24 protein-coding genes are annotated in these 26,582 nt (G+C 73.0%); 14 read left to right on the forward strand and 10 right to left on the reverse strand.

What is annotated here, in order from left to right:
* Window positions 1-148 precede the first annotated feature (148 nt).
* A complete protein-coding gene (locus tag ACFV2S_RS30475; protein ID WP_015034542.1) occupies window positions 149-823 on the reverse strand; it encodes a Crp/Fnr family transcriptional regulator in 675 nt (224 codons plus the stop codon).
* A gap of 230 nt (window positions 824-1,053) precedes the next feature.
* Here ACFV2S_RS30475 and nth point away from each other — a divergent pair, with 230 nt between their 5' ends.
* From nth to ACFV2S_RS30490, 3 genes are all read left to right on the forward strand, one after another.
* Window positions 1,054-1,902 carry an endonuclease III gene (gene nth / locus ACFV2S_RS30480; protein WP_383799966.1) on the forward strand — a complete coding sequence of 283 codons (849 nt, stop codon included), beginning with the start codon at window positions 1,054-1,056 and terminating at the stop codon, window positions 1,900-1,902.
* 195 nt (window positions 1,903-2,097) lie between these two features.
* Window positions 2,098-2,802 carry an NUDIX hydrolase gene (locus ACFV2S_RS30485; RefSeq protein ID WP_385566101.1) on the forward strand — a complete coding sequence of 235 codons (705 nt, stop codon included), beginning with the start codon at window positions 2,098-2,100 and terminating at the stop codon, window positions 2,800-2,802.
* Window positions 2,803-2,881: 79 nt separating this feature from the next.
* A complete protein-coding gene (locus ACFV2S_RS30490) occupies window positions 2,882-4,081 on the forward strand; it encodes a MarP family serine protease (protein WP_383799972.1) in 1,200 nt (399 codons plus the stop codon).
* Between the two features lie 32 nt (window positions 4,082-4,113).
* Here ACFV2S_RS30490 and ACFV2S_RS30495 read toward each other — a convergent pair whose 3' ends face one another.
* The 6 genes from ACFV2S_RS30495 to ACFV2S_RS30520 all read right to left on the reverse strand — a co-directional run bounded on the left by ACFV2S_RS30495 (window position 4,114) and on the right by ACFV2S_RS30520 (window position 12,101).
* Window positions 4,114-4,305 carry a hypothetical protein gene (locus ACFV2S_RS30495; RefSeq protein WP_383799975.1) on the reverse strand — a complete coding sequence of 64 codons (192 nt, stop codon included), beginning with the start codon at window positions 4,303-4,305 and terminating at the stop codon, window positions 4,114-4,116.
* A 121-nt stretch (window positions 4,306-4,426) separates the two neighbouring features.
* On the reverse strand, window positions 4,427-5,362 hold the full coding sequence (locus ACFV2S_RS30500; RefSeq protein ID WP_383799978.1) for an alpha/beta fold hydrolase: 936 nt from the start codon (window positions 5,360-5,362) through the stop codon (window positions 4,427-4,429).
* On the reverse strand, window positions 5,359-5,844 hold the full coding sequence (locus tag ACFV2S_RS30505; protein ID WP_383799981.1) for a phage holin family protein: 486 nt from the start codon (window positions 5,842-5,844) through the stop codon (window positions 5,359-5,361). The genes ACFV2S_RS30500 and ACFV2S_RS30505 overlap by 4 nt, the downstream gene beginning before the upstream one ends.
* 75 nt (window positions 5,845-5,919) lie before the next feature.
* Window positions 5,920-7,311 carry a Na+/H+ antiporter NhaA gene (nhaA, locus tag ACFV2S_RS30510; protein WP_385566112.1) on the reverse strand — a complete coding sequence of 464 codons (1,392 nt, stop codon included), beginning with the start codon at window positions 7,309-7,311 and terminating at the stop codon, window positions 5,920-5,922.
* Window positions 7,312-7,569: 258 nt separating this feature from the next.
* A complete protein-coding gene (gene acs, locus ACFV2S_RS30515; RefSeq protein ID WP_385566117.1) occupies window positions 7,570-9,525 on the reverse strand; it encodes an acetate--CoA ligase in 1,956 nt (651 codons plus the stop codon).
* Window positions 9,526-9,719: 194 nt separating this feature from the next.
* The gene (locus tag ACFV2S_RS30520; RefSeq protein ID WP_385566121.1) at window positions 9,720-12,101 is read right to left on the reverse strand and encodes a SulP family inorganic anion transporter; all 2,382 of its coding nucleotides are present in this window, start codon (window positions 12,099-12,101) and stop codon (window positions 9,720-9,722) included.
* 292 nt (window positions 12,102-12,393) lie between these two features.
* On the opposite strand from ACFV2S_RS30520, the gene ACFV2S_RS30525 reads away from it, so the two are divergent.
* Window positions 12,394-13,716 carry a hypothetical protein gene (locus tag ACFV2S_RS30525; protein WP_385566124.1) on the forward strand — a complete coding sequence of 441 codons (1,323 nt, stop codon included), beginning with the start codon at window positions 12,394-12,396 and terminating at the stop codon, window positions 13,714-13,716.
* A 16-nt stretch (window positions 13,717-13,732) separates the two neighbouring features.
* Here the strand turns inward: ACFV2S_RS30525 and ACFV2S_RS30530 are convergent, their stop codons facing one another.
* Window positions 13,733-14,719, reverse strand: coding sequence for an ATP-binding protein (locus tag ACFV2S_RS30530; protein ID WP_383799049.1), 987 nt, complete (start codon window positions 14,717-14,719; stop codon window positions 13,733-13,735).
* 102 nt (window positions 14,720-14,821) lie between these two features.
* Here ACFV2S_RS30530 and ACFV2S_RS30535 point away from each other — a divergent pair, with 102 nt between their 5' ends.
* Window positions 14,822-15,664: an oxidoreductase gene (locus ACFV2S_RS30535; protein WP_385566130.1), complete on the forward strand. Its 843-nt coding sequence runs from the start codon at window positions 14,822-14,824 to the stop codon at window positions 15,662-15,664.
* A 571-nt stretch (window positions 15,665-16,235) separates the two neighbouring features.
* Here ACFV2S_RS30535 and ACFV2S_RS30540 read toward each other — a convergent pair.
* The gene (locus ACFV2S_RS30540) at window positions 16,236-17,102 is read right to left on the reverse strand and encodes an HAD family hydrolase (protein WP_385566133.1); all 867 of its coding nucleotides are present in this window, start codon (window positions 17,100-17,102) and stop codon (window positions 16,236-16,238) included.
* Between the two features lie 663 nt (window positions 17,103-17,765).
* Here ACFV2S_RS30540 and ssd point away from each other — a divergent pair.
* The 7 genes from ssd to ACFV2S_RS30575 all read left to right on the forward strand — a co-directional run bounded on the left by ssd (window position 17,766) and on the right by ACFV2S_RS30575 (window position 22,874).
* Complete coding sequence (gene ssd / locus ACFV2S_RS30545; RefSeq protein ID WP_385566136.1) at window positions 17,766-18,827, forward strand: septum site-determining protein Ssd; 1,062 nt, start codon at window positions 17,766-17,768, stop codon at window positions 18,825-18,827.
* Window positions 18,824-20,011, forward strand: coding sequence for a TadA family conjugal transfer-associated ATPase (locus ACFV2S_RS30550; protein WP_385566141.1), 1,188 nt, complete (start codon window positions 18,824-18,826; stop codon window positions 20,009-20,011). Before ssd ends, ACFV2S_RS30550 begins: the two co-directional genes overlap by 4 nt.
* Window positions 20,008-20,886, forward strand: a complete 879-nt coding sequence (locus ACFV2S_RS30555) for a type II secretion system F family protein (RefSeq protein WP_385566144.1) — start codon at window positions 20,008-20,010, stop codon at window positions 20,884-20,886. Before ACFV2S_RS30550 ends, ACFV2S_RS30555 begins: the two co-directional genes overlap by 4 nt.
* Window positions 20,887-20,945: 59 nt before the next feature.
* Window positions 20,946-21,671, forward strand: a complete 726-nt coding sequence (locus ACFV2S_RS30560; RefSeq protein ID WP_385566148.1) for a type II secretion system F family protein — start codon at window positions 20,946-20,948, stop codon at window positions 21,669-21,671.
* Window positions 21,672-21,818: 147 nt separating this feature from the next.
* Window positions 21,819-22,103, forward strand: a complete 285-nt coding sequence (locus tag ACFV2S_RS30565; protein WP_385566153.1) for a DUF4244 domain-containing protein — start codon at window positions 21,819-21,821, stop codon at window positions 22,101-22,103.
* Between the two features lie 10 nt (window positions 22,104-22,113).
* Window positions 22,114-22,494, forward strand: a complete 381-nt coding sequence (locus ACFV2S_RS30570; RefSeq protein WP_385566156.1) for a TadE family type IV pilus minor pilin — start codon at window positions 22,114-22,116, stop codon at window positions 22,492-22,494.
* Window positions 22,495-22,541: 47 nt separating this feature from the next.
* Window positions 22,542-22,874, forward strand: a complete 333-nt coding sequence (locus ACFV2S_RS30575; RefSeq protein ID WP_385566160.1) for an Rv3654c family TadE-like protein — start codon at window positions 22,542-22,544, stop codon at window positions 22,872-22,874.
* Here the strand turns inward: ACFV2S_RS30575 and ACFV2S_RS30580 are convergent.
* Window positions 22,816-25,293, reverse strand: coding sequence for a DEAD/DEAH box helicase (locus ACFV2S_RS30580; RefSeq protein WP_385566162.1), 2,478 nt, complete (start codon window positions 25,291-25,293; stop codon window positions 22,816-22,818). The genes ACFV2S_RS30575 and ACFV2S_RS30580 overlap by 59 nt on opposite strands.
* Window positions 25,294-25,373: 80 nt before the next feature.
* Between ACFV2S_RS30580 and ACFV2S_RS30585 the strand changes: the two genes are divergently transcribed.
* Window positions 25,374-25,727 carry an STAS domain-containing protein gene (locus ACFV2S_RS30585; protein ID WP_015034520.1) on the forward strand — a complete coding sequence of 118 codons (354 nt, stop codon included), beginning with the start codon at window positions 25,374-25,376 and terminating at the stop codon, window positions 25,725-25,727.
* Between the two features lie 15 nt (window positions 25,728-25,742).
* Window positions 25,743-26,201: an ATP-binding protein gene (locus ACFV2S_RS30590; protein WP_385566167.1), complete on the forward strand. Its 459-nt coding sequence runs from the start codon at window positions 25,743-25,745 to the stop codon at window positions 26,199-26,201.
* Window positions 26,202-26,582 lie beyond the last annotated feature (381 nt).

Below are 26,582 nucleotides of genomic sequence, written 5' to 3' on the forward strand. Positions count from 1 at the left end.
GGTGGCCCGGGGGTCACCCCGGCCCCCGCCGGGGTGAGGGTGGGGGGTCGGCCGCGGCCCCGGCGCCGGTGCCGGGCGCGCCCCCCCCGGGCCCCCCCCCCGGGGGCGGCCTCTCCGTATGCCTGGGACTGGCGCGAGATGCCTGGGACTAGCGCGAGCGCTTCGCGAGGCGCTCCACGTCCAGCAGGATCACGGCGCGGGCCTCCAGGCGCAGCCAGCCGCGCTGGGCGAAGTCGGCGAGCGCCTTGTTGACCGTCTCGCGGGAGGCGCCGACCAGCTGGGCCAGCTCTTCCTGGGTGAGGTCGTGGACGACGTGGATGCCCTCCTCCGACTGCACGCCGAAGCGGCGCGACAGGTCGAGGAGCGCGCGGGCGACACGGCCCGGGACGTCGGAGAAGACCAGGTCGGACATCTGGTCGTTGGTCTTGCGCAGGCGGCGGGCGACGGCGCGCAGCAGCGCGGTGGCCACCTCGGGGCGGGCGTTCAGCCAGGGCTGGAGGTCGCCGTGGCCCAGGCCGAGGAGCTTGACCTCGGTCAGCGCGGTCGCGGTGGCGGTGCGCGGGCCCGGGTCGAAGAGGGACAGCTCGCCGATCAGCTCGCCGGGGCCGAGGACGGCCAGCATGTTCTCGCGGCCGTCGGGGGAGGTGCGGTGCAGCTTCACCTTGCCCTCGGTCACCACGTACAGGCGGTCACCGGGGTCGCCCTCGTGGAAGAGCGCGTCGCCACGGGCGAGCGTCGCCTCACTCATCGAGGCGCGCAGCTCGGCGGCCTGCTCGTCATCGAGCGCCGCGAAGAGCGGGGCGCGCCGCAGAACGTCGTCCACGAGTTCTCTCCTACTGTCGACCTGCTCAAAGGACCTGGGTCCCATGATGCCGGACGCACAAAACAGTGCGATCAATCACAACAAGTTTGACGCACCGGGCGGCCCGTCCGTACGCCAGGGGCCCGATTGGGCTCCGATCGGCCGTGCCCGGGGCGGATGTCGGTGGCGGCGCCTAGGCTGGCCGGGTGTCCAACTCGCCGGTGAGAGCGCAGGCCAAGGGGGCTGAAAGAGTGTCGGGCGAAGGTGATTCCGCTGTGGGCGAACACGGTGTGTCGAAACGGGTGAAAGCCGCAAATCGGAAGGCGGTGAAGCCCGAGTCGCGGCTCGCGATGGTCCGCCGGGCGCGCCGGATCAACCGGGAACTGGCCGAGGTCTTTCCGTACGCCCATCCGGAGCTCGACTTCCGCAACCCCTTCGAGCTGCTCGTCGCCACGGTCCTGTCGGCCCAGACCACCGACCTGCGGGTGAACCAGACGACCCCCGCCCTCTTCGCGAAGTACCCCACGCCCGAGGACCTCGCCGCGGCCGTGCCCGAGGAGGTCGAGGAGCTGATCCGGCCGACCGGCTTCTTCCGCGCCAAGACCAAGTCGATCATGGGGCTCGCCGCTGCCCTCAGGGACGACTTCGGCGGGCAGGTCCCCGGCCGCCTCGACGACCTCGTCAAGCTTCCCGGTGTGGGCCGCAAGACCGCCTTCGTCGTCCTCGGCAACGCCTTCGGGGTCCCTGGCATCACCGTCGACACCCACTTCATGCGCCTCGCCCGGCGCTGGCGGTGGACCGAGTCCGACGACCCGGTCAAGATCGAGGCCGAGGTTGCCACGATCTTCCCGAAGAGCGAGTGGACGATGCTGTCGCACCGGGTGATCTTCCACGGCCGCCGGATCTGCCACGCCCGCAAGCCCGCCTGCGGCGCCTGCCCGATCACCCACCTCTGCCCCTCGTACGGCGAGGGCGAGACCGACCCCGAGAAGGCGAGGAAGCTGCTCAAGTACGAGATGGGCGGCCTCCCCGGCCAGCGGCTGAACCCGCCGGCCGACTACCCGGGCCGCCCGGCGCCCCCGCTCGGCGGCGGAGCCTGAACCCGGCCCCGGGAGCCCGGAGCGGCGCCGACACCGGCCGGGAACACCGCCCCGGGGCCCCGGGTGGCGCGACTGCTCCACCCGCGGACCCGGTGGTGCGACCGCTCCACCCGGAACCCCGCGTGGTGCGACACCATCGGGAACCACCGGGAACGAACCCGTCCATCGATCGCGTTGTGAACCACGGGGGTGCCGATGACGCGCACTGACGAAGAGATCCACGGGCCCGGCACGGCGGGCCTGCTCAGCCGCGACGGGCTGCCCGACTGGCTCGGGCCCGTCGACCGGGCCGCCCGCACCATCAGGCCCGAGCAGCTGAGCCGCTTCCTGCCGCCCGAGAGCGGCGCCGGCCGCCAGTCCGCCGTCCTCGTCCTCTTCGGCGAGGGCGAGCGCGGACCCGAGCTGCTCCTCATGGAGCGGTCCGGCAGCCTCCGCTCGCACGCCGGGCAGCCCTCCTTCCCCGGCGGCGCCCTCGACCCCGAGGACGGCGACCCGGCCGACGGCGGCCTGCTGCGCGCCGCCCTGCGCGAGGCCCAGGAGGAGACCGGCCTCGACCCGCGGGGCGTCCAGCTCTTCGGCGTGCTCCCCCAGCTCTACATCCCGGTCAGCGGCTTCGTCGTCACCCCGGTCCTCGGCTGGTGGCGCGCCCCCAGCCCGGTCGGCGTCGTCGACCCCGGCGAGACCGCCCGCGTCTTCACCGTGCCCGTGGCGGATCTCACGGATCCCGAGAACCGTGCGACGACCGTGCACCCGAGCGGCCACCAGGGCCCCGCGTTCCTCGTCGCATCCGCTCTGGTCTGGGGTTTTACGGCCGGAGTCATCGACCGGTTGTTCCACTACGCCGGCTGGGAGCTCCCCTGGGACCGGTCCAAGCAGGTCCCGCTCGACTGGCGCTCATGACAGGCTGACCTCCGGGCGGGCCGGCCTGAGGGCCGACCGGCCCCGGGTGACCGGAAACGAATCTGCGAGGCTATTGACGGTGAACGTGCTGGACATCCTGTTGCTGCTCGCCGCCGTGTGGTTCGCGATCATCGGTTACCGCCAGGGGTTCGTGGTCGGCATCCTCTCGGTGATCGGTTTCCTCGGCGGCGGACTCGTCGCCGTTCTGCTGCTCCCGATCCTCTGGGACCAGCTCACCGACAACAGCGAGGTCTCGACCACGGCCACCGTCGTCTTCGTGATGGTGGTCATCGTCTGCGCCTCCGTCGGGCAGGCCTTCACCACCCACCTCGGCAACAAGCTGCGCCGCCACATCACCTGGTCGCCGGCCCGCGCCCTGGACGCCACCGGCGGCGCCCTCGTCAACGTCGTCGCGATGCTGCTCGTGGCCTGGCTGATCGGCTCCGCCCTCGCCCGTACCTCGCTGCCCACCCTGGGCAAGGAGGTGCGCAGCTCCAAGGTGCTGCTCGGGGTCGAGCAGGTGATGCCGGATCAGGCCTCCGGCTGGTTCGACGACTTCAGCTCCACCCTGGCGCGCAGCGGCTTCCCCCAGGTCTTCAGCCCCTTCGCGAACGAGCCGATCACCCAGGTCACCCCGCCCGACCCGGCGCTCGCGGACAGCCCGGTCGCCGCCCGTGCGCAGCGCTCCATCGTGAAGGTCGTCGGCACCGCGCAGAGCTGCGGCAAGGTCCTCGAAGGCACCGGCTTCGTCTTCGCCGACCGCCGCATCATGACCAACGCCCACGTCGTCGGCGGCGTCGACGAGCCGACCGTCCAGATAGGCGGCGAGGGCAAGCTCTACGACGCCAAGGTCGTGCTCTACGACTGGCGGCGCGACATCGCCGTCCTGGACGTGCCGGACCTCAAGGCCACGCCGCTGAGGTTCACCGACGAGGACGCCCGCAGCGGCGACGACGCGATCGTCGCCGGATTCCCGGAGAACGGCTCGTACGACGTCCGCTCCGCGCGCGTGCGGGGCCGCATCAGCGCCAAGGGCCCCGACATCTACCACCGCGACGAGGTGCGCAGGGACGTCTACTCGCTGTACGCGACGGTCCGCCAGGGCAACTCCGGCGGCCCGCTCCTCACCGAGGACGGCGAGGTGTACGGCGTGATCTTCGCCCGCTCCCTCGACGACGCGAACACCGGGTACGCCCTGACGGCCGACGAGATCCGCGAGGACATCGAGCGAGGCCGGACCGCCGACCAGCAGGTCGACACCCAGGCCTGCGCCCTCTGACCCCGCCCGGCGCCGCCGGCCCCCGACACCGCCTAGGCGGTGTCTCTGGGGTGCCGGAGCCGGGCCGAGACCCAGCGGGCCCGGCGGCGCAGGATGCGCGAGATCCCCACCACCTGTACCGCGTGGCCCTGGTCCGGCGGGCCACCCCTCTCGCGGGAGCCCGGCCCCGTGGCCGAGCGGCGGTCGCGTGCTGTCGTGTCACCGTAGTCGTGCGTCCAGCCCATACCTCGACGTCTGCCCGGGGGCCAAGGTCGGTAACCTCCCCGGGGCCCGCCAATTGGAGTATGCGCGAGGCACATGGCCGTTCGACGGACGCCTGTGCGCCGAAGGCGGTGTGACGGAGGATCAGCGGTCGGGCTCGGGGTCCTTCAGCCAGTTGACGAGCTCCGTGGTGAAGGCCACCGGGTCCTCCTCGTGCGGGAAGTGCCCGAGCCCGTCGAAGAGCCGCCAGCGGTACGGCGCCTCCACGTACTCGCCCGACCCCGCGGCGCTGCGGGTCCGCATCACCGGGTCCAGGGAGCCGTGCAGATGGAGCGTCGGCACCCGGACCGGCCGCTTCATGCGCCGGTTGAACTGGATGCCGTCCGGACGGGCCAGCGACCGCACCATCCAGCGGTACGGCTCGATCGAGCAGTGCGCCGTCGACGGCACGCACATGGCCCGCCGGTACACCTCGACGGCCTCCTCGTCGACCGGCTTCGGGCCCGTCCAGTCCCGGATCAGCTCGCCCACGAGCGCCCCGTCGTCCGCGACGAGCTGACGCTCCGGCAGCCACGGCCGCTGGAAGCCCCACACGTGCGAGCCGGCCCGCGACTGGGCGAAGTCGGAGAGCATCGCCGAGCGCCAGCGGCGCGGGTGCGGCATCGAGGAGACCACGAGCCGTCGCACCAGCTTCGGCCGCATGACGGCGGCCGTCCAGGCGAGGTAGCCGCCCAGGTCGTGCCCGACGAGCGCCGCGTCCGGCTCGCCGAGCGAGCGGACGACACCGGTGATGTCGAGGGCGAGGTTGGCGGGGTCGTAACCCCGCGGGGTGCGGTCGCTGCCGCCCACCCCGCGCAGGTCCATCGCGACCGCCCGGAACCCGGCCTCGGCCAGGGCGGGCAGCTGGTGGCGCCAGGTCCACCAGAACTGCGGGAAGCCGTGCAGGAGCAGCACCAGCGGCCCGTCGCCCATCTCGGCGATGTGGAAGCGGGCACCGTTGGCTGCGACGTCGCGGTGGGTCCACGGCCCGTCGAGGCGTACGGGCCCGCCGCTGCCGCTGCTGCTCTCGGGGAGGGTCATACCGACGAGCGTGCCACAGTGGAGGCCTTCTCCAGTGCCGGGCGCTGCTCCGGACGGGGGTGCGGCTTCGCGTTCTGCACGATCGCCGCCGTCTGCTTGACGGAGGCGATGGACTTCTCCGGCGGCTTGACCTTCTTGAACTTGGAGTACGCGATCAGGCCGAGCAGGGTCGCGAGCAGCACGTTGAAGGCGAAGGACAGCAGGAAGCACCAGACGAGGTTCCAGCCCCCGTTGCCGTTGTGCCCGCCGGTCCAGGTGTTGATGGCGTACGCGAGCGCGAAGCTCAGCATCGGCAGCGAGAACAGCAGCACCACGAGGGCGCCGATTCCCATGATGCTGCCGAACGCGCCGCGCTTGACGTCCTGTCGCAGTTCGGCCTTGGCCAGGGCGATCTCGTCGTGCACCAGCGCGGACATCTCGGCGGTCGCCGAGGCGACCAGCTGGCCGAGGCTGCGCTCGGTTCCGTCGAACGGGTCGCTCATCGCTGCTCCCTCTTCTCTTCTGCGGTCCGAGGTCCTCTTCTGCGGTGCGAGTCCTCTTCCACGGTCCGCATCAGATCATGCCGGACGCTCGGCCCCGTCGCGCGATGCCCCCGCCAGTCGGGCGCGCTCACGGTGTTCGGCGGCCTTCCTCTCGTGGATCTCGGCCATCCGGAGGTGGTACTCGGGGTCGTCCTGCTCGTAGATGTCGGGGATCCCGTCCTCGTCCTCGTCGCGCTCCTCCTCGGAGACGAGGGCCTGGTACCTCCGGACCCTCAGTTTCAGGAGGACGGAGGCGAGGACCGCCGCGATGAGCGAGCCGATCAGGACGGCGGCCTTCACCTCGTCGGTGAGCACGGCGTCGCCGGCGAAGGCGAGCTCGCCGATGAGGAGCGAGACGGTGAAGCCGATCCCGGCGAGGGTGGCGACGGCGAACACGTCGGGCCAGGCCAGGTCCGGGTTGAGCTCCGCCCGGGTGAATCGGGCGGCGAGCCAGGTGCCGCCGAAGATGCCGATCGCCTTGCCGACGACGAGACCGAGGACCACGCCGAGCGTGACCGGCTGTGTGAAGACGTCGCGGATCGCGCCGCCGGAGATGCTCACACCGGCGGAGAACAGCGCGAACAGGGGCACGGCGAGCCCGGCCGAGACCGGCCGGACCAGGTGCTCGATGTGCTCGCCCGGGGACTGCTTCTCGCCCTCCCGGGTGGTGCAGCGGAGCATCAGGCCCATGGCGACGCCGGCGATGGTGGCGTGGACGCCGCTGTTGTACATCAGGCCCCAGATGACCAGGGCCAGCGGCACGTACACGTACCAGCCCCGGACGCCCTTGCGGAGCAGGACCCAGAAGACGACGAGTCCGGCGACGGCGCCGCCGAGCGCGGCGAAGTTCAGGTCGCTGGTGAAGAAGATCGCGATGATCAGGATCGCGAAGAGGTCGTCGACGACGGCGAGCGTGAGGAGGAAGGCGCGGAGCGCCGAGGGCAGCGAGGTGCCGATCACGGCGAGGACGGCGAGCGCGAAGGCGATGTCGGTGGCCGTGGGCACGGCCCAGCCGTCCAGGGAGCCGCCGCCGACGGTGTTGACCAGGGTGTAGACGAGCGCGGGGGCGGCCATGCCGCAGAGCGCGGCGACGACGGGGAGCATGGCGGCCTTGGGGTCGCGCAGCTCGCCCGCGACGAGCTCGCGCTTGAGCTCGATGCCGGCGACGAAGAAGAAGATCGCCAGGAGGCCGTCGGCCGCCCAGTGCTGGATCGACAGGTCGAGGCCGAGGGCGGCGGGGCCCATGTGGAAGTCGCTGACGGTCTCGTAGCTCTCGCTGAGCGGGCTGTTCGCCCAGACGAGGGCGGCGACGGCGGCGAGGAGGAGCAGGACGCCACCGACGGTCTCGGTGCGCAGCGCGTCGGCGACGTACCGCCGCTCGGGGAGCGAGAGACGGCCGAGGAACTTGCGGTCGGTGGACTCGGACACGGGGGCGACCTCCGTCGGGCAGGCAGGGCGAAGCACATGCCGACCAGACTTCCCGGCTCACCTAGGTCTTTCTGTCGCGTTCCTGACGCGGTCCTTACTTTACCTAACGAGCCCGAGTGGTGTCCGGCGGGATTCACTCTAGGGAGATATGCCCTGTTCGTCCCGTCGAGAGAGGCGTGTACGGGTCCCCTGGGCGGGAACGTGGACGCCCGCCCCGAGCGGCTCGGGGCGGGCGTTCGCGTACGGCACCGGGGGCGGTCAGTCCTCGCTGGACGTGGCCGGCAGCTGGGTCTGGATGAGCGACATGACCGAGGAGTCCGTCAGCGTGGTGACGTCACCGAGCTCACGGTTCTCCGCGACGTCGCGGAGCAGACGGCGCATGATCTTGCCCGAGCGGGTCTTCGGCAGCTCCGCCACCGGAAGGATCCGCTTCGGCTTGGCGATCGGTCCGAGCGTCGCGCCGACGTGGTTGCGCAGGTCGGCGACCAGGTTCTCGTCCTCGCTCGCCGTGCCGCGCAGGATGACGAAGGCGACGATCGCCTGACCGGTGGTCTCGTCGGCGGCGCCGACGACGGCCGCCTCGGCGACCGACGGGTGCGAGACGAGGGCCGACTCGACCTCGGTCGTCGAGATGTTGTGGCCCGAGACGAGCATGACGTCGTCGACCCGGCCGAGCAGCCAGATGTCGCCGTCGTCGTCCTTCTTGGCGCCGTCACCGGCGAAGTACTTGCCCTCGAAGCGGGACCAGTACGTGTCGATGTAGCGCTGGTCGTCGCCCCAGATCGTGCGGAGCATCGACGGCCACGGCTCGGTGAGGACCAGGTAGCCGCCGCCGCCGTTCGGGACCTCGTTCGCCTCGTCGTCCACGACGGTGGCGGAGATGCCCGGCAGCGCGCGCTGGGCGGAGCCCGGCTTGGTCTCGGTGACGCCCGGCAGCGGCGAGATCATCATCGCGCCGGTCTCGGTCTGCCACCAGGTGTCCACGATCGGGGTCTTGTTCGCGCCGATGTGCTCGCGGTACCAGACCCAGGCCTCGGGGTTGATCGGCTCGCCGACCGAGCCCAGCACGCGGAGGCTGGACAGGTCGAACTTCGCGGGGATGTCGTCCCCCCACTTCATGAACGTGCGGATCGCGGTGGGCGCCGTGTAGAGGATCGTGACGCCGTACTTCTGCACGATCTCCCAGAACCGGCCCTGGTGCGGGGTGTCCGGTGTGCCCTCGTACATGACCTGCGTCGCGCCGTTGGCCAGCGGGCCGTAGACGATGTACGAGTGCCCGGTGACCCAGCCGATGTCGGCGGTGCACCAGTAGACGTCGCTCTCCGGCTTGAGGTCGAAGACGGCGTGGTGGGTGTAGGCGGCCTGGGTGAGGTAGCCGCCGGAGGTGTGCAGGATCCCCTTCGGCTTCCCCGTGGTGCCCGAGGTGTAGAGGATGAAGAGCGGGTGCTCCGCCGGGAAGGCCTCCGGGGTGTGCTCGGCGGACTGGCGGGCGACGATGTCGTCCCACCAGACGTCCCGGCCCTCGGTGAAGGCGGTGTCCTGGCCCGTACGGCGGACCACGAGGACGTGCTCGACCTGCGGGCACTTGGCGACGGCCTCGTCGATGGCCGGCTTGAGGGCGCTCGGCTTCCCGCGGCGGTAGCCGCCGTCGGCGGTGACGACCAGCTTGGCGTCGGCGTCCTGGATGCGGGAGGCGACGGCGTCGGCCGAGAAGCCGCCGAAGACCACCGAGTGGGCGGCGCCGACACGGGCGCAGGCCAGCATCGTGATGGCCGCCTCGGGGATCATCGGCAGGTAGACGGCGACGCGGTCGCCCTTGCGGACACCCAGCTCGGTCAGGGCGTTGGCGGCCTTGGAGACCTCGTCCTTGAGCTCGGCGTAGGTGATCGCGCGGCTGTCGCCGGGCTCGCCCTCGAAGTGGATCGCGACCCGGTCGCCGTGGCCGGCCTCGACGTGCCGGTCGACGCAGTTGTACGCCACGTTCAGCTCGCCGTCGGCGAACCACTTGGCGAACGGCGGGTTCGACCAGTCGAGGGTCTCGGTCGGCTCGGTGGCCCAGCTCAGTCGCCTGGCCTGCTCGGCCCAGAAGCCCAGCCTGTCCGCCTTGGCCTGCTCGTACGCCTCCGCCGTCACATTGGCGTCCGCGGCCAGCTCGGTGGGCGGCGCGAACCGCCGCTCTTCCTTGAGCAGGTTGGCCAAGGATTCGTTGCTCACGACATCTCCCTTTCCCAGGGCGTCCTCTGTGCGTATGTGTCCCGCGTCATAGCTCATCAGTCAGAGGCCCGGGTGACAAGAGCATCCAGAGAATTGGTTTAGACCTGTGAGCGCCCTGACGTGCGGTGGCCCCCTCTCCCCGAGCGGTGGGGAGAAGGGGCCACACAGTCTCACGGCCGGGCGGGCCGGAAGGTTCAGGACGCGCGCGCCGCCTCCCGGTGGCCCGTCGGCATGACCTGGGTGAAGACGTCGTCGTAGCCGTGCACCTCGTCCGTCCCGGAGAGGAGGTACGCCTGCGCCTCGCCCACGTGGAAGTACACCCCGTGCAGCGTCAGCGTGCCCTCGGCCAGCCGGCGCGCCACCGGCTCGTACTCCCGCAGGTGCTCCAGCTGCTGGACCACGTTGGTCAGGCAGAGCTGCTCGACCGCGTCGGCCGGCAGGCGCCCGGAGATCCGGGCCCAGGCGTGGCGCCGGCTCGCCATCCGCTCCAGGCTGGGCAGGCCGTGGCGCAGCCAGCGGCGGAGCGGCGTCGGCGGGTCGTCCGGGCCGCCGTTGAGCAGCGCCTGCATCGCGCCGCAGCCCGAGTGGCCGCAGACGGTGATCGACGCGACCCGCAGCACGTCCACGGCGTACTCGATCGCCGCCGCCACCGAGTCGTCCCCGCTCTCCTCGCCGGGGAGGGGGACGAGGTTGCCGACGTTGCGCACGGTGAAGAGGTCACCGGGGCCGCTGGAGGTGATCATGCTGGTGACGAGACGGGAGTCGGCGCAGGTCAGGAAGAGCTGGGAGGGCCGCTGGCCCTCCCGCGCGAGCCGGGCGAGCTCGTCCCGCACGAGCGGGGCGGTGTTCCGCTGGAACTTGCCGATGCCGCTCGCCAGGTGCAGCCCCGCCGAGGGCCTGGTCCCGACGGGGTCCGTGGTCCCGGCCGTCTCGTCGGTCGCGGTGGTCGTGGTGGGCCGCTCCCCGCACTGGTGGTTGTGCCAGGGCGTCCAGGGGCGGCAGCAGGCGTGCGCGGCGGAGGCGGCACCGGGAGTCGGCTCGGCGATCCGGGCGCCGGAGGGTCCCGTCGTCTCGACCGTCCCCCCGTGGGCGAGGTGCCCGGTGGTCCAGTCGCTCAGCGTCTCGTAGGCGGCGTGGTCCATGAACGACCCGTCCAGCTCGACCACCACGTCGGAACCCTGCGGCAGCTGGTGCAGGGCCCGGCTGAGCCGGGGCACGGCGAGGAAGGTCAGCTGGCCCCGGACGTGCAGCAGATGGCGCCCGTCCCGCTCCTCCCGGGTGATCCGGGTGCGGGTCAGCCGGTTCAGGGCGACCGCGATGGCCACGGCGATGCCGAGGGCGACGCCCTCCAGGATGCCGACGAGGACGACGCCGGTCACCGTCACCGCGTAGACGACGACCTCGCGATGGCGGGTGACCGTACGGATGTGGGTGATGCTCACCATCTGGATGCCGACCACCATGACGAGCGCGGCGAGCGCGGGCAGCGGGATCAGGTCGAGCACCGGCACGAGCAGCAGGGCCGCGAGCACGATCCACAGGCCGTGCAGCATCGTCGAGGTCCGACTCACCGCGCCCGCCGAGACGTTCGCGACGCTGCGGACCGCGACCCCGGCGACCGGGAGGCCGCCGAGCGCCCCGGAGAGCACGTTCGCCGCGCCCTGTCCGGCGAGCTCGCGGTCGAGGTCGGAGCGCGGGACGCCCCGGCCCCGGTCCGCGCGGGCGGCGACGAGCTTGTCGACCGCGACGGCCGACAGCAGTGACTGCACGCTCGTGACGAGGGTGATCGTGAGGACGCCGGCCGCGATGCCGAGGACCGGGCCCTCGGGCAGGCCGGGCAGCGCGTGGCTGCTCCAGGACGGCAGGTGCACGCGCGGCACGGAGAGTCCGGCGACGGCGGCCACCGCCGTCGCTCCGGCGACCGCGACGAGCGCGGCCGGGACCTTCCGCGCGAGCCGTCCCGCCCGGCCGGGCAGCCGGGGCCAGCACAGCAGCCCGGCCACCGTGAGGGCGCTGATGGCGAGCGCGGTCGGCTGGGCGCTCGCCAACTCGGCGGGCAGGCCCAGGACGTTGTCCACGGCGGAGCTCTGGGGGGTGCCGCCGAGCACGATGTGGAGCTGGGCGAGGGCGATGGTGACGCCGATGCCGGCCAGCATGCCGTGCACGATCGCGGGCGAGACGGCGAGCGCCGAGCGGGCCACGCGCAGGGCGGACAGGGCGATCTGGGTGAGCCCGGCGAGGACGGTGATGGCGCAGGTGGTGCGCCAGCCGTACCGCTGGATGAGCTCGGCGGTCACGACGGTGAGTCCGGCGGCGGGGCCGCTCACCTGGAGCGGGGAGCCGCCGAACCGGCCGGCGACGAGGCCGCCGACGGCGGCGGCCACCAGGCCGGCCTGGAGCGGGGCTCCGGTGGCGAGCGCGATGCCCAGGGAGAGCGGCAGCGCGATCAGGAAGACGGCGACGGACGCGGAGAGGTCGGCGCCGGCGACGCGGAAGCGGCGGGGCCCCTCCGGCGGGCTGTGAGGCCGCTGGATCCGGGGCCGGTTGGTCGTGCGGTCAGGGGTGCAGAGGGTCATTCCCGTCTCCTCCGGGGCAGCGCGGTCGCGGCTCGTGCGGGGTGCAGCGGCGGGATTCCCGGCGAGTGGCTCCCGGCAGGGGCATCAACGCTCGGTAAATGGATCGTAATGGAGAGTAAAGACTGCGGCATTATTTTCGGGGCAAATAGGGCAACGATTCACCGGTTCCGGTGACAGAACGTGCGCATGCCGCTTGTCGTTGACGCCCCTCGGTCCTCCCGGTGCGACGTTTGCGCCGCTTGTACGGAAATCGCTTGTAAGGAAATCCGAGGATCTGAGGAGAGGTGCGCGGATGTCAGTCGCCCGCAGAACCACCACCGTCCGGAGGAAGGCACTCGCCGTCGGCGCCGCCACCCTCGCCCTCGCCACCGGCCTCGCCGGCTGCTCGGGCTCCGACGACGCCGCCACCAAGGGGGTACACGGCGGCGCGGGCACCAAGAAGGGCCCGGCCGCGGCCCCGCAGGCCGTACCCCGTCTGATCGGCGACGGCTCCACCGCCTTCACCGGCGCCCAGCCCCACCAGCCGGTCTGGGCCAAGCTCAAGCCGGGCGAGACGCCGCCGCAGTTCGTCGTCTTCTCGTGGGACGGCGCGGGCGAGGACAGCCAGAAGCTCTTCTCCCACTTCCGCACGGTGGGCAAGAAGTACGACGCCAAGATGACGTACTTCCTCAGCGGTGTGTACCTGCTGCCGGAGGACAAGCGGGAGCTCTACGACCCGCCGCAGCACAACGCCGGCAGCTCCGACATCGGCTTCAACGACACCGAGGGCATCCGCGCCACCGTCCGCGAACTGCGCGGCGCGTGGGAGGAGGGCAACGAGGTCGGCACCCACTTCAACGGCCACTTCTGCGGGAAGGAGGGCGGCGTCGGCAACTGGTCGGTCGAGGACTGGAAGAGCGAGATCAACCAGGCCAAGTCCTTCGTCAAGAACTGGAAGACCAACGCCGGACTGCGCACCGAGCAGCCGCTGCCCTTCGACTACGACAAGGAGCTCGTCGGCGCCCGGACCCCCTGCCTGGAGGGCCGGAACAACTTCGTCCAGGCGGCGGCCCAGATGGGCTTCCGCTACGACACCAGCGGCGTCAACGACCAGATCTGGCCCAAGAAGGACCTGGGCCTGTGGGACCTGTCGATGCAGCTCGTGCCGGTCCCGGGCCGCGCCTTCCAGACGCTCTCCATGGACTACAACTTCATGGTGAACCAGTCTCCCGGCACGACCCAGGGCGACCCCTCCCAGCAGTCGTACTGGGGCGACCAGATGCGCGACGGCCTGGTGCAGGCCTTCGAGCGCTCCTACCGGGGCAACCGCGCGCCGCTGATCATCGGCAACCACTTCGAGTCCTGGAACGGCGGCACGTACATGCGTGCCGTCGAGGAGACCATCGCCACCGTCTGCGTGCAGAAGGACGTCAAGTGCGTCTCCTTCCGCCAGCTCGCCGACTGGCTCGACGCGCAGGACCCCGACGTCGTCGCCAAGATGCGGACCCTGAAGGTGGGCGAGGCGCCGGCGGCCGGCTGGAAGGCCTTCCTCGCCCCGCAGCCGGCGGCCCCGGCGGGCGCCCCGGCCACCAAGCCGGCCACCGCCCCGGCCACCAAGCCGGCCGCACAGGACTGAGCGGGTCGCGTCGGGGCTAGGCGGGCTGCGCGGCGCTGAGCCCTTCGTCCAGTACGAACCCGGGGTCGACCTGCGCCGCCAGGTCGGCCCCGGTCTTCGCGTTGCCCCAGCTCTCCGCGTTGCGCAGGTGGAAGTGGACCATCTGGCGCGTGTAGCGCTCCCAGTCGCGGTGGGCGTACGAGTCGTCCGCCGCGTCCTGGAGCGCCTGGAGCGACATGCGGTTGTCCGCCTCCAGGAGCTCGAAGCGCGGCGGACGGCCCTTCTCCATCGCGCGGACCCAGTCCGAGTGGCCGACCGTCACGAGCAGGTCCTCGCCGACCTCCTCACGCAGGAAGTCGAGGTCGTCCCGGCCCTGCACCTTGTTGCCGACGACCTTGAGCGCGACACCGAAGTCCCGCGCGTACTCCTTGTACTGGCGGTAGACCGAGACGCCCTTGCGGGTCGGCTCGGCGACCAGGAAGGTCATGTCGAAGCGGGTGAACAGGCCCGACGCGAAGGAGTCCGAACCCGCCGTCATGTCGACGACCACGTACTCGTCGGGCCCGTCGACCAGGTGGTTGAGGCAGAGCTCCACCGCCCCGACCTTCGAGTGGTAGCAGGAGACCCCGAGGTCCGACTCCGTGAACGGACCGGTCGCCATCAGCCGGATCTCGCCGTCGTCGAGCGGGACCGGGCGCGCGCACGCCTCGTACACCGGGTTGTCCTCGCGGACCCGCAGCAGCCGCGAACCCTCCCCGGGCGGCGTCGTCTTGATCATCGTGTCGGCGGACGGGATCCGGGGATTGCTGCCCCGCAGGTACTCCTTGATGAGCGGCAGGTGCGCGCCCATCGCGGGCAGCGCGGCGGCCTCCGCCTCGGGCAGGCCGAGCGCGGCGCCCAGGTGCTGGTTGATGTCGGCGTCGACGGCGACGACCGGCGCTTCGTTGGCGGCGAGGTGGCGGATGAAGAGCGAGGACAGCGTCGTCTTGCCGCTGCCGCCCTTCCCCACGAAAGCGATCTTCATGTTCACCTAGGGTAGCGGAATGATCGCGGGCCGTGGTCAAGGTGCGTGAAGAAGACCACTCCAACGTGGGGCGGGCCGTCGGGGCGCGTAGCCTCCCTACTTATGAGTACGCACGCCTCTGACCCCTTGGCCGCCCTCGGCTCCCTGCCGGGCGTCGCCGAAGCGGTGGACTCCGTACGCAAGGCCGTCGACCGGGTCTACGGCCACCGCGTGATGCGCCGCCGCAGCAACGAGATCTCCTCCGAGGCGGCCCTGCGCGGCGCGCGCGGCTCGGCCGCACTGTCCGGGGCCGACTGGGCCCTGGAAGAGGTCCGCCGGCGCACCGACTTCAGCGCCGACGCCGAGGCCCGCACGGTCGGTGCCGCGCTGCGCCTCGGTGCCGAGGCCGGGCAGCTGCTCTCCATCTGGCGCCAGTCGCCCCTGCGCGTGCTCGCCCGGCTCCACCTGGTCGCCGCGGGTGACGCGGGTGTCCCGGGCGGCACCGGCCCGGGTGACACCGTGGGCCGGCCCCGGCTCGACGGCGAGACCGTCGACGAACCGCTGATCGACGCCCCGGTCCCGACCCCTGCCGAGGTCGCGGGCCGGCTCGACGGCCTCGCCGAGCTGATCGTCGCGGGCAGCGAGGCCCCGGCGCTGGTGACGGCCGCCGTGATCCACGGCGAACTCCTCGCCCTGCGCCCCTTCACCTCGTACAACGGCCTGGTCGCGCGCGCGGCGGAGCGGATCGCGCTGATCGGCAGCGGTCTCGACCCCAAGGCGATCTGCCCGGCGGAGGTCGGCCACGCGGAGCAGGGCCGGGCGGCCTACCTGGCTGCCTTCGAGGGCTACCTGTCGGGTACCCCGGAGGGCATGGGCGCCTGGATCGCGCACTGCGGACGCTCGGTCGAGCTGGGAGTCCGTGAGTCGACGGCCGTCTGCGAGGCCCTCCAGCGCGGCGCCGCCTGACCCTTCGGAGCCGGAGGCCTTGCCGAGGAGCGGCCGGGGGCCCGTGCCGAGGGGTGGCCGGAGGTCCCTGCCGAGGAGTGGCCGGAGGTTCTGCCTCGGACCGGCCGGATGCTTCTGTCTAGGGGTGGTCCCAGGCCCCTACCTCGGACCGGCCGGAGGTCTCTGCTGAAGGGCGGCCGGAGGTTTCTGCCTCGGATCCGCCGGAGGCTTCTGTCGAGGGGGGCCGGATGTCCCTGCCCGGACCCGCCGGAGGCCTCTGCTGAGGGGTGGACGGAGTTGGACATGGGTTGCGGCGGCACCAGTCCTGGTACCGCCGCTGGCACTTCCACCCAGTTACCAAGCGTCCTCGATATGTGCCCATCAGGCCGGGAACTTTGCCCGTGGCCTGGTGCGGCTGGCCCGTAATCGACGGGTCGACGTCGCGTGGGTGCCCGGTTTCGGTGCTAGGTCCGTGGGGCCTTGATGCTCAACAGGTGATCCTCTCGGATGTCCTCGGTCTCGCGGGCCTGATTCCTTTCTACTCCTGTCCGGGTGGAAGCGAAAGTGGTGGATCCGCTTCTCTGTCGACTGCTCAAATTCGGGCAAAGTCCCCGGCGAGCCGCTGGGCGAGGGCGGCCTGCCGCCGTCGGGCCGCGTACCAGACGAGTCCGGCCCCGACTGCTGCCGCTCCCACCGCCGCGGCGGCGACGAGCGTGGGGCGCGGCGGCATCCGGAACTCGGGCAGCCGCTGCTTGAGGCGCACCGGCTTCTCGAAGGCGAGAACCGGCCATTCTCGGGCCGCGGCCTCACGGCGCAGCGTCCGGTCGGGATTGACCGCGTACGGGTGACCGACGGCCTCCAGCATGGGGATGTCGGTCGCCGAGTCGCTGTACGCGTAGCAGCGCGAGAGGTCGTAGCCCTCCGACTTGGCGAGCTCCCGGACCGCCTCGGCCTTCGTCGGCCCGTAGGCGTAGTACTCCACCTCCCCGGTGAAGCACCCGTCCTCGCCCACCACCATCCGGGTGGCGACGACCCGGTCGGCGCCGAGCATCTCGCCGATCGGCTCGACCACCTCGGCCCCGGAGGTCGAGACGATCACGACGTCGCGGCCGGCGGCGTGGTGCCCCTCGATGAGGGACGCCGCTTCGTCGTAGATGATCGGGTCGATCAGGTCGTGAAGGGTCTCGGCGACGAGCTCCTTCACCTGGGCGACGTTCCAGCCTTTGCAGAGCGCGGAAAGGTATTCGCGCATCCGCTCCATCTGGTCGTGATCGGCTCCGCCTGCCAGGAAGACGAACTGGATGTAGGCCGTCCGCAGGGCGGCGCGGCGGCTGATCAGTCCGCCCCGGTAGAAGGACTTGCTGAAGGTCAGCGTCGATGACTTCGCAATGACCGTCTTGTCCAGGTCAAAGAAGGCGGCTGTGCGCGGCAAGGAGTGGTTTTCCACAAGCCCGAGCATAGGTGCCCGCCATTCGGCGTACGCTGGGGCGCGTGGGTTTGCCTGAGAAGGCTCTCGGGTACACCATGGAAGTCACGGATCGTTCGCGACCGTGCTAACCCGGTCCGGCTCCTCCCCCCCCGAGTCGGCCGGAGAGACGACCCCCGCTCTCCCCCCCGGCGGGGGTCGTCGCATGTCCGGAGCCGTTTTGGCCCTGCGTGCCATGGCCCGCTCCCTTCCTTCCGTTCTTCGGTCCTGAGTCGACCGAGGCCCCGCCCTGCCTTCGACTCATCACCCACAGTAATCATCGTGCTGCGTTCCGGACAGTCCCCGGAGGGGTGGCGGAGTTATTCACAGCCCCTCGCTTATCCACAGTTTTTCGGCAAGATCGGCACGATTTCCGATGCGGCCCCACGGTGATTCCTGTCGCGAAGTTCGCGGACGGCAGGAATCACGAGAGGGGAGTGCGCCTTGGAGACATCCAGGACTTCCGGGGCCAGGGGTGCGACGCGCGGTTCGGTGCCGCGGGGACGGGATCCATGGGGCCCGGAGTCGCGGGGAGCCGGCTCGGCGGGGACGGGCTCGCCGGGTCCGGGAGGGCCGCGCGGGCCGGGTGCCGAGGGGGCTCGGTCGGAGAGGCCGAGGTCGCAGAGGCCGGGTGCCGAGGGGCCGAGGTCGGAGGCGGTGCGCCGGGCCGGGCCGCTGATCGTCACCGAGGACCTCGGGCTGCTCGACGACCTCCTGCGGCTGTGCGCCGCCGCCGGCGTCGAGCCCGAGGTGCACCATCGGGTGCCCGAGCGGCGGGCGAGCTGGACCGATCCGCCCCTCGTCCTGGTCGGGGACGACGCCGCGGCCCGCTGCCGGGGAGCCGTGCGCAGGCCGGGGACCCTCCTCGTCGGCCGGGACCGGGACGATCCGGGGCTGTGGCGGCTGGCCGTCGAGATCGGCGCGGAGAGCGTGCTGAGCCTCCCGGGGGCCGAGAGCCTCCTCGTCGACCGCCTCGCCGACGCGGCCGAGGGGGCGGAAGGGGCGGCGCTGACCGTCGGCGTCGTCGGCGGAAGGGGCGGCGCGGGGGCCTCCACCCTGGCCTGCGGTCTCGCCCTGGCCGCCGCGAGGGCCGGGCATCGCACGCTGCTCGTCGACGGAGACCCGCTGGGCGGCGGGCTCGACGTGCTGCTCGGCGGCGAGCGCGAGGAGGGCAGGCGATGGCCCGACTTCGCCGCCTCGAAGGGCCGGCTGGCCGGCGGCGCCCTGGAGGAGTCCCTGCCGTCGCTGCGCGGCGTACGGGTGCTCAGCTGGGGCAGGGAACCGGCGGCGCCCGTGCCGCCCGAAGCCGTGCGGTCGGTGCTCGCCGCCGCTCGCCGGCGGGGCGGGGCCGTCGTGGTCGACCTGCCGCGCGGGAGCGACCCGTCGGTCATCGAGGCGCTCGCGCAACTGGACCTCGGACTCCTGGTCGTCCCGGGCGAGTTGAGGGCCGTCGCCGCCGCCCACCGCATGGTCTCGACGATCGGGCCGGCCGTGCGCGACCTGCGGGCCGTGGTGCGCGGGCCGTACGCGGTGGGCCTCGACGAGCGCTGGGTCGCCGACGCGCTGCGGCTGCCGCTCGCGGGCGAACTCCCCTACGACCCGGGGATCGTGGCCGACCAGGACGCGGGAGTGCCACCGGGCACCGAACCCCGGGGCTCGCTCGGCCGGTTCTGCGCCGCTTTCTGGGACCGCGTCCTCGTGCCCGGTGGTGCGGCATGACCGGGGCAGCGGGCATGGCCTGGGGCGCTGGTGGGGGCACCGGCCTCCTCGACGCCGTGCGGCAGCGGCTCGCGGCGAGCGGAGCCGAACCCACCCCGGCACGTGTGGCGGCGGCGCTCCGCGCGCAGGGGAGGCTGCTCGGCGATGCCGAAGTGCTCGGCGCGGCGGAGGAATTGCGGTGCGAGCTGATCGGTACCGGCCCGCTGGAGCCGCTGCTCGCCGACCCCGCGGTCACGGACGTCCTGGTCTCCGCTCCCGACCGGGTGTGGGTGGACCGGGGCACCGGTCTCGAACGGGCGCCGGTGGCCTTCCCCGACGCCGCCGCCGTCCGCCGGCTGGCGCAGCGGCTCGCGGCCGTGGCGGGGCGCAGGCTCGACGACGCCCGGCCCTGGGTCGACGCCAGGCTCCCCGACGGCACGCGGATGCACGCGGTGCTGCCGCCGGTCGCGGTCGGTTCGACCTGTCTGTCCCTGCGGGTGGTCCGTCCGCGTGCCTTCTCCCTGGAGGAGCTGGTCGCCGCGGGCACGGTGCCCCCCGGCGGCGCGCCGATCCTTCGGGCCCTGATCGACGCCCGCGTGTCCTACCTCGTCAGCGGCGGCACCGGGACGGGCAAGACCACGCTCCTCGCCTCGCTCCTGGGGCTCGTGGGGGAGCGGGAGCGGATCGTGCTCGCCGAGGACTCGGCGGAGCTGCGGCCGGACCATCCGCACGTGGTGCGCCTGGAGGCGCGGCCGGCGAACCAGGAGGGCACCGGGCTCGTCACCCTGCGGGACCTGGTCCGCCAGGCGCTGCGGATGCGCCCCGACCGGCTGGTGGTCGGCGAGGTCAGGGGTGGCGAGGCGGTCGACCTGCTCGCCGCCCTCAACACGGGCCATGAAGGCGGCTGCGGAACGGTCCATGCCAATACGGCGGCGGACGTCCCCGCACGGCTCGAAGCCCTGGGCACGGCGGCCGGGCTCGACCGGGCCGCCCTGCACAGCCAGTTGGGCGCCGGACTGTCGGTCGTGCTGCACGTCGCACGGGACCGGGGCGGGCGGCGGCGGATCGCCGAGGCGCACGTCCTGGAGCGGGACCGGGACGGTCTGGTGCGGACGGTGCCGGCGCTGCGGTGGGGCGCGTCCGGGTTCGAGCGGGAGCGGGGCTGGGAGCGGCTGGGTTCGCTGATCGGAGGGGGAGTGCGGTGACGGCGGAACTGGTGCCGGTGCCGGGCGCGGCACACGGGGTGGCGGCGCTCTGCGCGGCGCTCGCTGTGTGGTGGGCGGTCGAGCGGCGGCGGGGTGCGGGCCGGGCCCGGGCGGTGCTCGCGGGCGGAGTCCCCGACGGGCGCGGCGGCTGGGAGTGGCCGGAGCCGGCCGCGCGATGGTGGGCCGTACTGAGGGGGCGGCGCGCCTGGCTGTGCCTGCCGGTCGCGGGTGTTCTCGCGCTGCTGGGGGAGTCGCCGCTCCCCCTGGTGGCGGGGGCGCTCGCGGTGCCCCTGTTGGGGCGGCGGCTGCGGGCCGCGGAGCTCGGGAAGGAGCGGGACGCGCGGGCCGAGCGGGTGGTGGCCCTGTGCGGGGCGGTCGTCGGGGAGCTGAGGGCCGGGTGGCAGCCCGCACAGGCACTGTCCTTCGCCGCCCGGCAGACGGGCGCGCTCGGCGACGCGGAGGCGCCGGTGCTGGCGGCGGCCCGGTTCGGCGGCGACGTGCCCGGAGCGTTGCGGTGGGCGGCCCGGCAGGACGGTGCCGACGGACTGGCGGGCATGGCGGCCTGCTGGCAGGTGGCGGTGGACGGGGGTGCGGGTCTGGCCGCCGGCCTGGACCGCCTGGAGGCCGCGCTGCGGGACCACCGTGAGCAGCGTGACCGCCTGCGGGCCGAACTGGCCGGTGCCTGGGCCACGGTGACCGTTCTCGCGCTGCTTCCCGCGGCGGGACTGGCCCTCGGTGCGGCCCTGGGCGCCCACCCGCTGCGGGTGCTGCTGCACACACCGGCGGGGCTGGGCTGTCTGGTCGTGGGCGGGGCACTGGAGGCGGCCGGACTGTGGTGGGCCACGCGGATCGTACGGGGAGGCGAGCGGGCGTGATCCAGGAAGGGGTTCAGCACGCGTGGCACGGCGTTCGAGGTGCGGGCCTGCTGCTTCCGGTGTCCGTACTCGGCGCGCTGGGCGTGGGGGAGGTGCTGCGCGGGCTGCGGGCGCGCCGGACGCGGCGCCGGGCGGGGATCCTCCTCGGCAGCCCGGAGCGGACCCCCCGGAAGGCCCGGGGCGGACTGCCGACATCGGTACGGCTCTGGCTGCCGCCCCTCCTAGGGGCCGGGTTCGGCTGGGTGCTGTTCGGTGCGGTCGGTGGTCTGTGCGCCGGTGTGCTGGTGGCCGCCGGAGTGAGGGTGAGGGCTGCGAGGCGGACCGCGCCACCGGCCGGGGACGAGGAAGCGGTGCGTCATCTTCCCCTGGCCGCGGATCTGTTGGCGGCCTGCGCGGCCTCTGGAGCCGGGCCCGGAGAGGCGGCGGAGGCGGTGGGGCGGTCACTGGGCGGTCCGCTCGGTGAGCGATTGACCCGCACGGCCGCCGAGCTCCGGCTCGGCGGCGAACCGGCCGAGGTGTGGGGGAGGTTCGGCGCGATACCGGGAGCGGAAGGGCTGGCCCGCTGCATGGAGCGGGCCGGTTCCTCGGGAGCGCCGGCGGCGGAGGCCGTCGCCCGGCACGCGGCCGCCCTGCGCGCCGGCCGGGCCCGCGCGGCGGCGGCCGGGGCACGCCGGGCGCAGGTGCTGATCAGCGCGCCCGTGGGGCTCTGCTTCCTGCCCGCCTTCCTGGCGGTGGGGGTGGCTCCGGTGGTGATCGGCCTCGCGACGGGACTGCTGGACGGATGACCGAAGACAACCGACGAGACAGCGCAGCACGACACGTGCACAGCACAGCACAGCACGACTCGACTCGACTCGACTCGACTCGACTCGACTCGACTCGACTCGACTCGACTCGACACGACTCGACACGACACGACGGGGAACGACGACATGGCTAAGCACGGTGCGGCACCGCAGGACGAGGTACGGCAGGACACGGCAGGACCGGACGAGGGAGTCGGCAGGGAGCGCGGGGTGCGGCTGCGGCTGCGGGGGTGGTGGCGGGCACGGCGGGCGGCGGCGCGCCGTGACGACGGCATGACCACGTCCGAATACGCCGTGGGGACGGTCGCGGCGGCGGCGTTCGCCGCCGTGCTCTACAAGATCGTGACCAGCGGGGCGGTCTCGGGGGCGCTGGAGTCGGTGATCGGGAAGGCCCTCGATGCGCCGTTCTGACCGGGGTTTCGTGACTGTGGAGGCGGCGCTGGTCCTGCCCGTCCTCGCGGTGTTCACGGTGACGCTGCTCTGGGCGCTGGCCGCGGCCGCCGCGCAGATCCGGTGCGTCGACGCGGCCAGGGCGGGGGCGAGGGTGGCGGCCCGTTCGGAACCGGTTGCCTCCGCCGAGGCGGCCGCCCGGGCCGCCGCGCCCGAGGGGGCCCGGGTGTCGGTGGCGCGGGAGGGCGAGCTGTGGCGGGTGACGGTGGAGGCGGCCGCCCCGGGGCCCGGGGGCATGGGGGTCACGCTGAGAGCGGGCGCGGCGGCCCTCGCGGAGGACGCGGTGGTCGCGGTGGACGGGGCAGACAGGGTGGACGCGGTGGACGGCGTGGGCCACGGGGGGACGCCGTGAGGGGGTGGCGGCGGGGCGGCCGGGGTGGTGATCGTGGGGCGGCGACCGTGTGGGCCGCGTTCGCGGCGTGCGCCCTGTGCGTGGTGTTCGGGGCGGTGCTCGCGCTGGGGCAGGCGGTGGCGGCCCGGCACCGGGCCGGCGGGGCCGCCGACCTGGCCGCCCTCGCCGCCGCCGACAGGGCCCTGTGGGGCGAGGGCGAGGCGTGCGCGGCGGCCTCGCGGGTCGCCGTGGCACAGGGCGCCGAGCTGGTGCGGTGCGTGGTCGCGGACGGCGTGTCGGAGGTGACCGCCCGGGTCGTGCGGGGTCCCTACCGGCCCGAGGTCAGGTCGCGGGCGGGTCCTCCGGGGCGGTCTCCGGATCCGGGCGGAGGAGTTCCGTGAGGAGACGGACGGCGCCGCGCTTGTGGAGCGGGTCGTTGCCGTTGCCGCACTTCGGGGACTGGATGCAGGAGGGGCAGCCCGCCTCGCACTCGCAGGAGGCGATGGCCTCACGGGTGGCCGTCAGCCAGGCGCGGGCGGTGTGGAAGGCGCGCTCGGCGAAGCCCGCGCCGCCCGGGTGCCCGTCGTACACGAAGACGGTGGGCAGCAGGGTGTCGGGATGGAGCGGTACGGAGACGCCGCCGATGTCCCAGCGGTCGCAGGTCGCGAAGAGCGGCAGCATGCCGATGGAGGCGTGCTCGGCGGCGTGCAGGGCGCCGCCGAGGATCTCCGGGGTGATCCGGGCGGCGTCGAGCTGGTCCTCGGTGACCGTCCACCACACGGCCCGGGTGCGCAGGGTGCGGGGCGGCAGGTCGAGCTTGGTCTCGCCCAGCACCTCGCCGGTGATCAGACGGCGGCGGAGGAAGGAGACGACCTGGTTGGTGACCTCGACGGAGCCGTAGCAGAGGCGGCCGGCTCCCCAGGGGATCTCGGTGTCGGTCTCCAGGACGGTGATGGAGGTGGTGTCGCGGGCGGTGGTGGAGTACGGGGGGACGGCCTCCTCCACGAGGGCCACGGAGTCCTTCAGGTCGAGCTCCCGCACCAGATAGGTGCGGCCCTGGTGGAGGTGGACGGCGCCCTCGTGGACGGCGGTGTGGGAGGCGGCCTCGTCGACCGTGCCGAGGAGGCGGCCGGTGCCGGCCTCCACGATCCGGACCGGGCTGCCGCCGCCGCCCCGGATGTCGGCCAGGTCGGCGGCCCGCTCGCGGCGGGTCCAGTACCAGCCGGTGGCGCGTCGGCGGAGCAGCCCGGCCCCTTCCAGCTGGGGGAGCAGACCGGGCGCGGCCGGGCCGAAGAGGGCCAGGTCCTGCTCGGTCAGCGGGAGCTCCGCGGCTGCGGCGCACAGGTGGGGGGCGAGGACGTAGGGGTTGTCGGGGTCCAGGACGGTCGTCTCGACCGGCTGCTCGAAGATCGCCTCCGGGTGGTGGACGAGGAACGTGTCCAGCGGGTCGTCCCGGGCGACCAGGATCGCGAGGGCGCCCTCGCCCGAGCGGCCGGCGCGGCCCGCCTGCTGCCACAGGGAGGCCCGGGTGCCCGGGTAGCCGGCGATCACGACCGCGTCCAGGCCGGAGACGTCCACGCCCAGCTCCAGGGCCGTCGTGGCGGCCAGGCCGAGGAGCTCGCCGGAGTGCAGGGCCCGCTCCAGGGCGCGGCGCTCCTCGGGCAGGTAGCCGCCCCGGTAGGCGGCGATGCGGCGGGCGAGGGCGCGGTCGGTCTCGGCCAGCCGTTCCTGGGCGATCACCGAGATCAGTTCGGCGCCGCGCCGGGAGCGGACGAAGGCGACCGAGCGGACGCCCTGGCGGGTCAGGTCGGTCAGCAGGTCCGCGGTCTCGGCCGTGGCGGTGCGGCGCACGGGCGCGCCGCGCTCGCCGTGCAGCTCGGTCAGGGGCGGCTCCCAGAGGGCGAAGACCAGCTCGCCGCGCGGGGAGGCGTCGTCGGAGACCTCGGTGACCGGCAGGCCGGTGAGGCGGCCGGCGGCCAGGGCCGGTTCGGCGGAGGTGGCGGAGGCGAGGAGGAAGACCGGTTCGGAGCCGTACCGGGCGCAGACACGGCGCAGACGGCGCAGCACCTGGGCGACGTGGGAGCCGAAGACGCCCCGGTAGGTGTGGCACTCGTCGATCACGACGTAGCGCAGGGAGCGCAGGAAGGAGGACCACCTGGGGTGCGAGGGGAGTATGCCCAGGTGCAGCATGTCGGGGTTGGTCAGCACGTAGTTCGCGTACTGCCGGACCCACTCGCGCTCCTCGACCGGCGTGTCGCCGTCGTAGACGGCGGGGCGGATCCGGTTGCCGAGCGGGGCGGCCAGTTCGCGCACGGCGCGCCGCTGGTCGGCGGCGAGGGCCTTGGTGGGCGCCAGGTACAGGGCGGTGGCGCCACGGCCGTTCGGGGCCTCCGAGCCGTCCAGGAGGGTGCTGAGGACCGGGGCGAGGTAGGCGAGCGACTTGCCCGAGGCGGTGCCTGTGGCGATCACCACGGACTCGCCGTCCAGGGCGTGCTCCGCGGCCTGGGCCTGATGGGCCCAGGGGTGCTCGATCCCGGCCGTCTCGATCGCCGAGATCACCTCGGGACGGATGCGGTGCGGCCAGACGGCATGGCGACCCTCCCGGGCGGGCATGTGCTCCGTATGAGTGATGCGCGCGGCCCGGCTCTCGCCCGAGGAGAGCCGGTCGAGGACCATGCCGGGAGACGGGCGGCTGCCCGTTTCCCCGGCCGGACGACGGGGGCGGTGATTCTTGGCCATCGGCTCCGAGTGTGTCACTGCCATGACGGACAATGCTTCCAAGGCGTCGTGCATGGCTGCTGGTAAGTGATTGAATGCCATCGCGGCTGGCGTTCCGTTCCTCGGCTCCGCCCCGGAGACCCGAGGGAACGATCGCCCGATAGCAAGGTGCTGGAGGATCCGTGGACCTGTCCCTGTCGACTCGCAATGTGTCCGGCGCTGGTGGTGACCGTACGGTCGTCGAGGTCGGTGGCGAGATTGATGTGTATACCGCGCCCAAGCTGCGCGAGCAGTTGGTCGAGTTGGTGAACGACGGCAGCTACCACCTGGTCGTCGACATGGAGGGCGTGGACTTCCTCGACTCCACCGGCCTCGGTGTGCTCGTCGGTGGCCTGAAGCGCGTTCGCGCCCATGAGGGCTCGCTGCGTCTGGTGTGCAACCAGGAGCGCATTCTCAAGATTTTCCGGATCACGGGTCTCACCAAGGTGTTCCCGATCCACACCTCGGTCGACGAGGCCGTCAACGCCGTCGACTGAGCCCAGGGGGTTCGCATGGCCACCGTTGAACTCCGCTTCAGTGCTCAGCCCGAGCACGTCCGCACCGCCCGTCTGGTGGCGGCCGCGGTCGCGCGCCGGGCGGGTGTGGACGAGGCGGTCCTCGACGAGGTGCGTCTCGCTGTGGGTGAGGCCTGTTCCCGTGCGGTCGGGCTGCACCGCAGCAACGACGTCACGACCCCCATCCGGGTCGTCCTGACCGAGGAGGAGAAGACGTTCTCCATCGAGGTCGGCGACGAGGTGCCGGGTGCGGGGGTGGCGGCGGCCGACGCTGTCGGTGTCCCCGGCGTGCGGGCCTCGGCGCCGGCCGAGGAGTTCGACGACGCCGACGGTGAGGACGAGATGGGTCTCGCGGTGATCCGCGGGCTCGTCGACGACGTCGAGGTGAGCGCCGGCGAGGACGGCGGCACCCTCCGGATGAGCTGGCCGGTGAGCGCGGCGGACGTCCTGTCCTGACCGGTGCCCCGGTTCGGGACGGGCGCGCGCCCGTGATCACCCGTGCCCCGGCCCGGGAGGGGCGTCCGTCCTGACCTGCGCTCCGCGCGCGGTGGGCGTCTGGCCCGACCCGTGTGCGGTGGTCGTCCGTGCTGGCCACGTTTTGGTGCGTGATCGGCACCCGTGCCGACCACGCCCCGGTGCGCGGTCGGCACCCGTCCTGAACGCGCCCCGGTGCGCGGTGGGCGTCCGGGTCGACCCGTGCTCGCACGCGTACTCGTACGAACAGAAGAGGGGGGGCGGCGGGGGGGGGGGGGCCGCGGGCTTCGAGGGGGGGGGGGGCGCCGGCCCCCCCACCTCACACCACACCCCACAGCCCCAGAAAGGGCGAGAGATATAAAG

Origin of the sequence: Streptomyces sp. NPDC059695, from assembly GCF_042733785.1 — a bacterium.
GTDB lineage: Bacteria > Actinomycetota > Actinomycetes > Streptomycetales > Streptomycetaceae > Streptomyces.

What these genes read in the sequence shown, in the direction of transcription:
- ACFV2S_RS30530 (WP_383799049.1), bottom strand. Translation starts at nt 14,719, where the DNA reads ATGAAGATCGCTTTCGTGGGGAAGGGCGGCAGCGGCAAGACGACGCTG.
- ACFV2S_RS30500 (WP_383799978.1), bottom strand. Translation starts at nt 5,362, where the DNA reads ATGACCCTCCCCGAGAGCAGCAGCGGCAGCGGCGGGCCCGTACGCCTC.
- ACFV2S_RS30520 (WP_385566121.1), bottom strand. Translation starts at nt 12,101, where the DNA reads ATGACCCTCTGCACCCCTGACCGCACGACCAACCGGCCCCGGATCCAG.
- ACFV2S_RS30550 (WP_385566141.1), top strand. Translation starts at nt 18,824, where the DNA reads ATGACCGGGGCAGCGGGCATGGCCTGGGGCGCTGGTGGGGGCACCGGC.
- ACFV2S_RS30565 (WP_385566153.1), top strand. Translation starts at nt 21,819, where the DNA reads ATGGCTAAGCACGGTGCGGCACCGCAGGACGAGGTACGGCAGGACACG.
- ACFV2S_RS30540 (WP_385566133.1), bottom strand. Translation starts at nt 17,102, where the DNA reads ATGCTCGGGCTTGTGGAAAACCACTCCTTGCCGCGCACAGCCGCCTTC.
- ACFV2S_RS30525 (WP_385566124.1), top strand. Translation starts at nt 12,394, where the DNA reads ATGTCAGTCGCCCGCAGAACCACCACCGTCCGGAGGAAGGCACTCGCC.
- ACFV2S_RS30535 (WP_385566130.1), top strand. Translation starts at nt 14,822, where the DNA reads ATGAGTACGCACGCCTCTGACCCCTTGGCCGCCCTCGGCTCCCTGCCG.
- ACFV2S_RS30485 (WP_385566101.1), top strand. Translation starts at nt 2,098, where the DNA reads ATGACGCGCACTGACGAAGAGATCCACGGGCCCGGCACGGCGGGCCTG.
- ACFV2S_RS30495 (WP_383799975.1), bottom strand. Translation starts at nt 4,305, where the DNA reads ATGGGCTGGACGCACGACTACGGTGACACGACAGCACGCGACCGCCGC.
- ACFV2S_RS30505 (WP_383799981.1), bottom strand. Translation starts at nt 5,844, where the DNA reads ATGAGCGACCCGTTCGACGGAACCGAGCGCAGCCTCGGCCAGCTGGTC.
- ACFV2S_RS30580 (WP_385566162.1), bottom strand. Translation starts at nt 25,293, where the DNA reads ATGGCATTCAATCACTTACCAGCAGCCATGCACGACGCCTTGGAAGCA.
- ACFV2S_RS30590 (WP_385566167.1), top strand. Translation starts at nt 25,743, where the DNA reads ATGGCCACCGTTGAACTCCGCTTCAGTGCTCAGCCCGAGCACGTCCGC.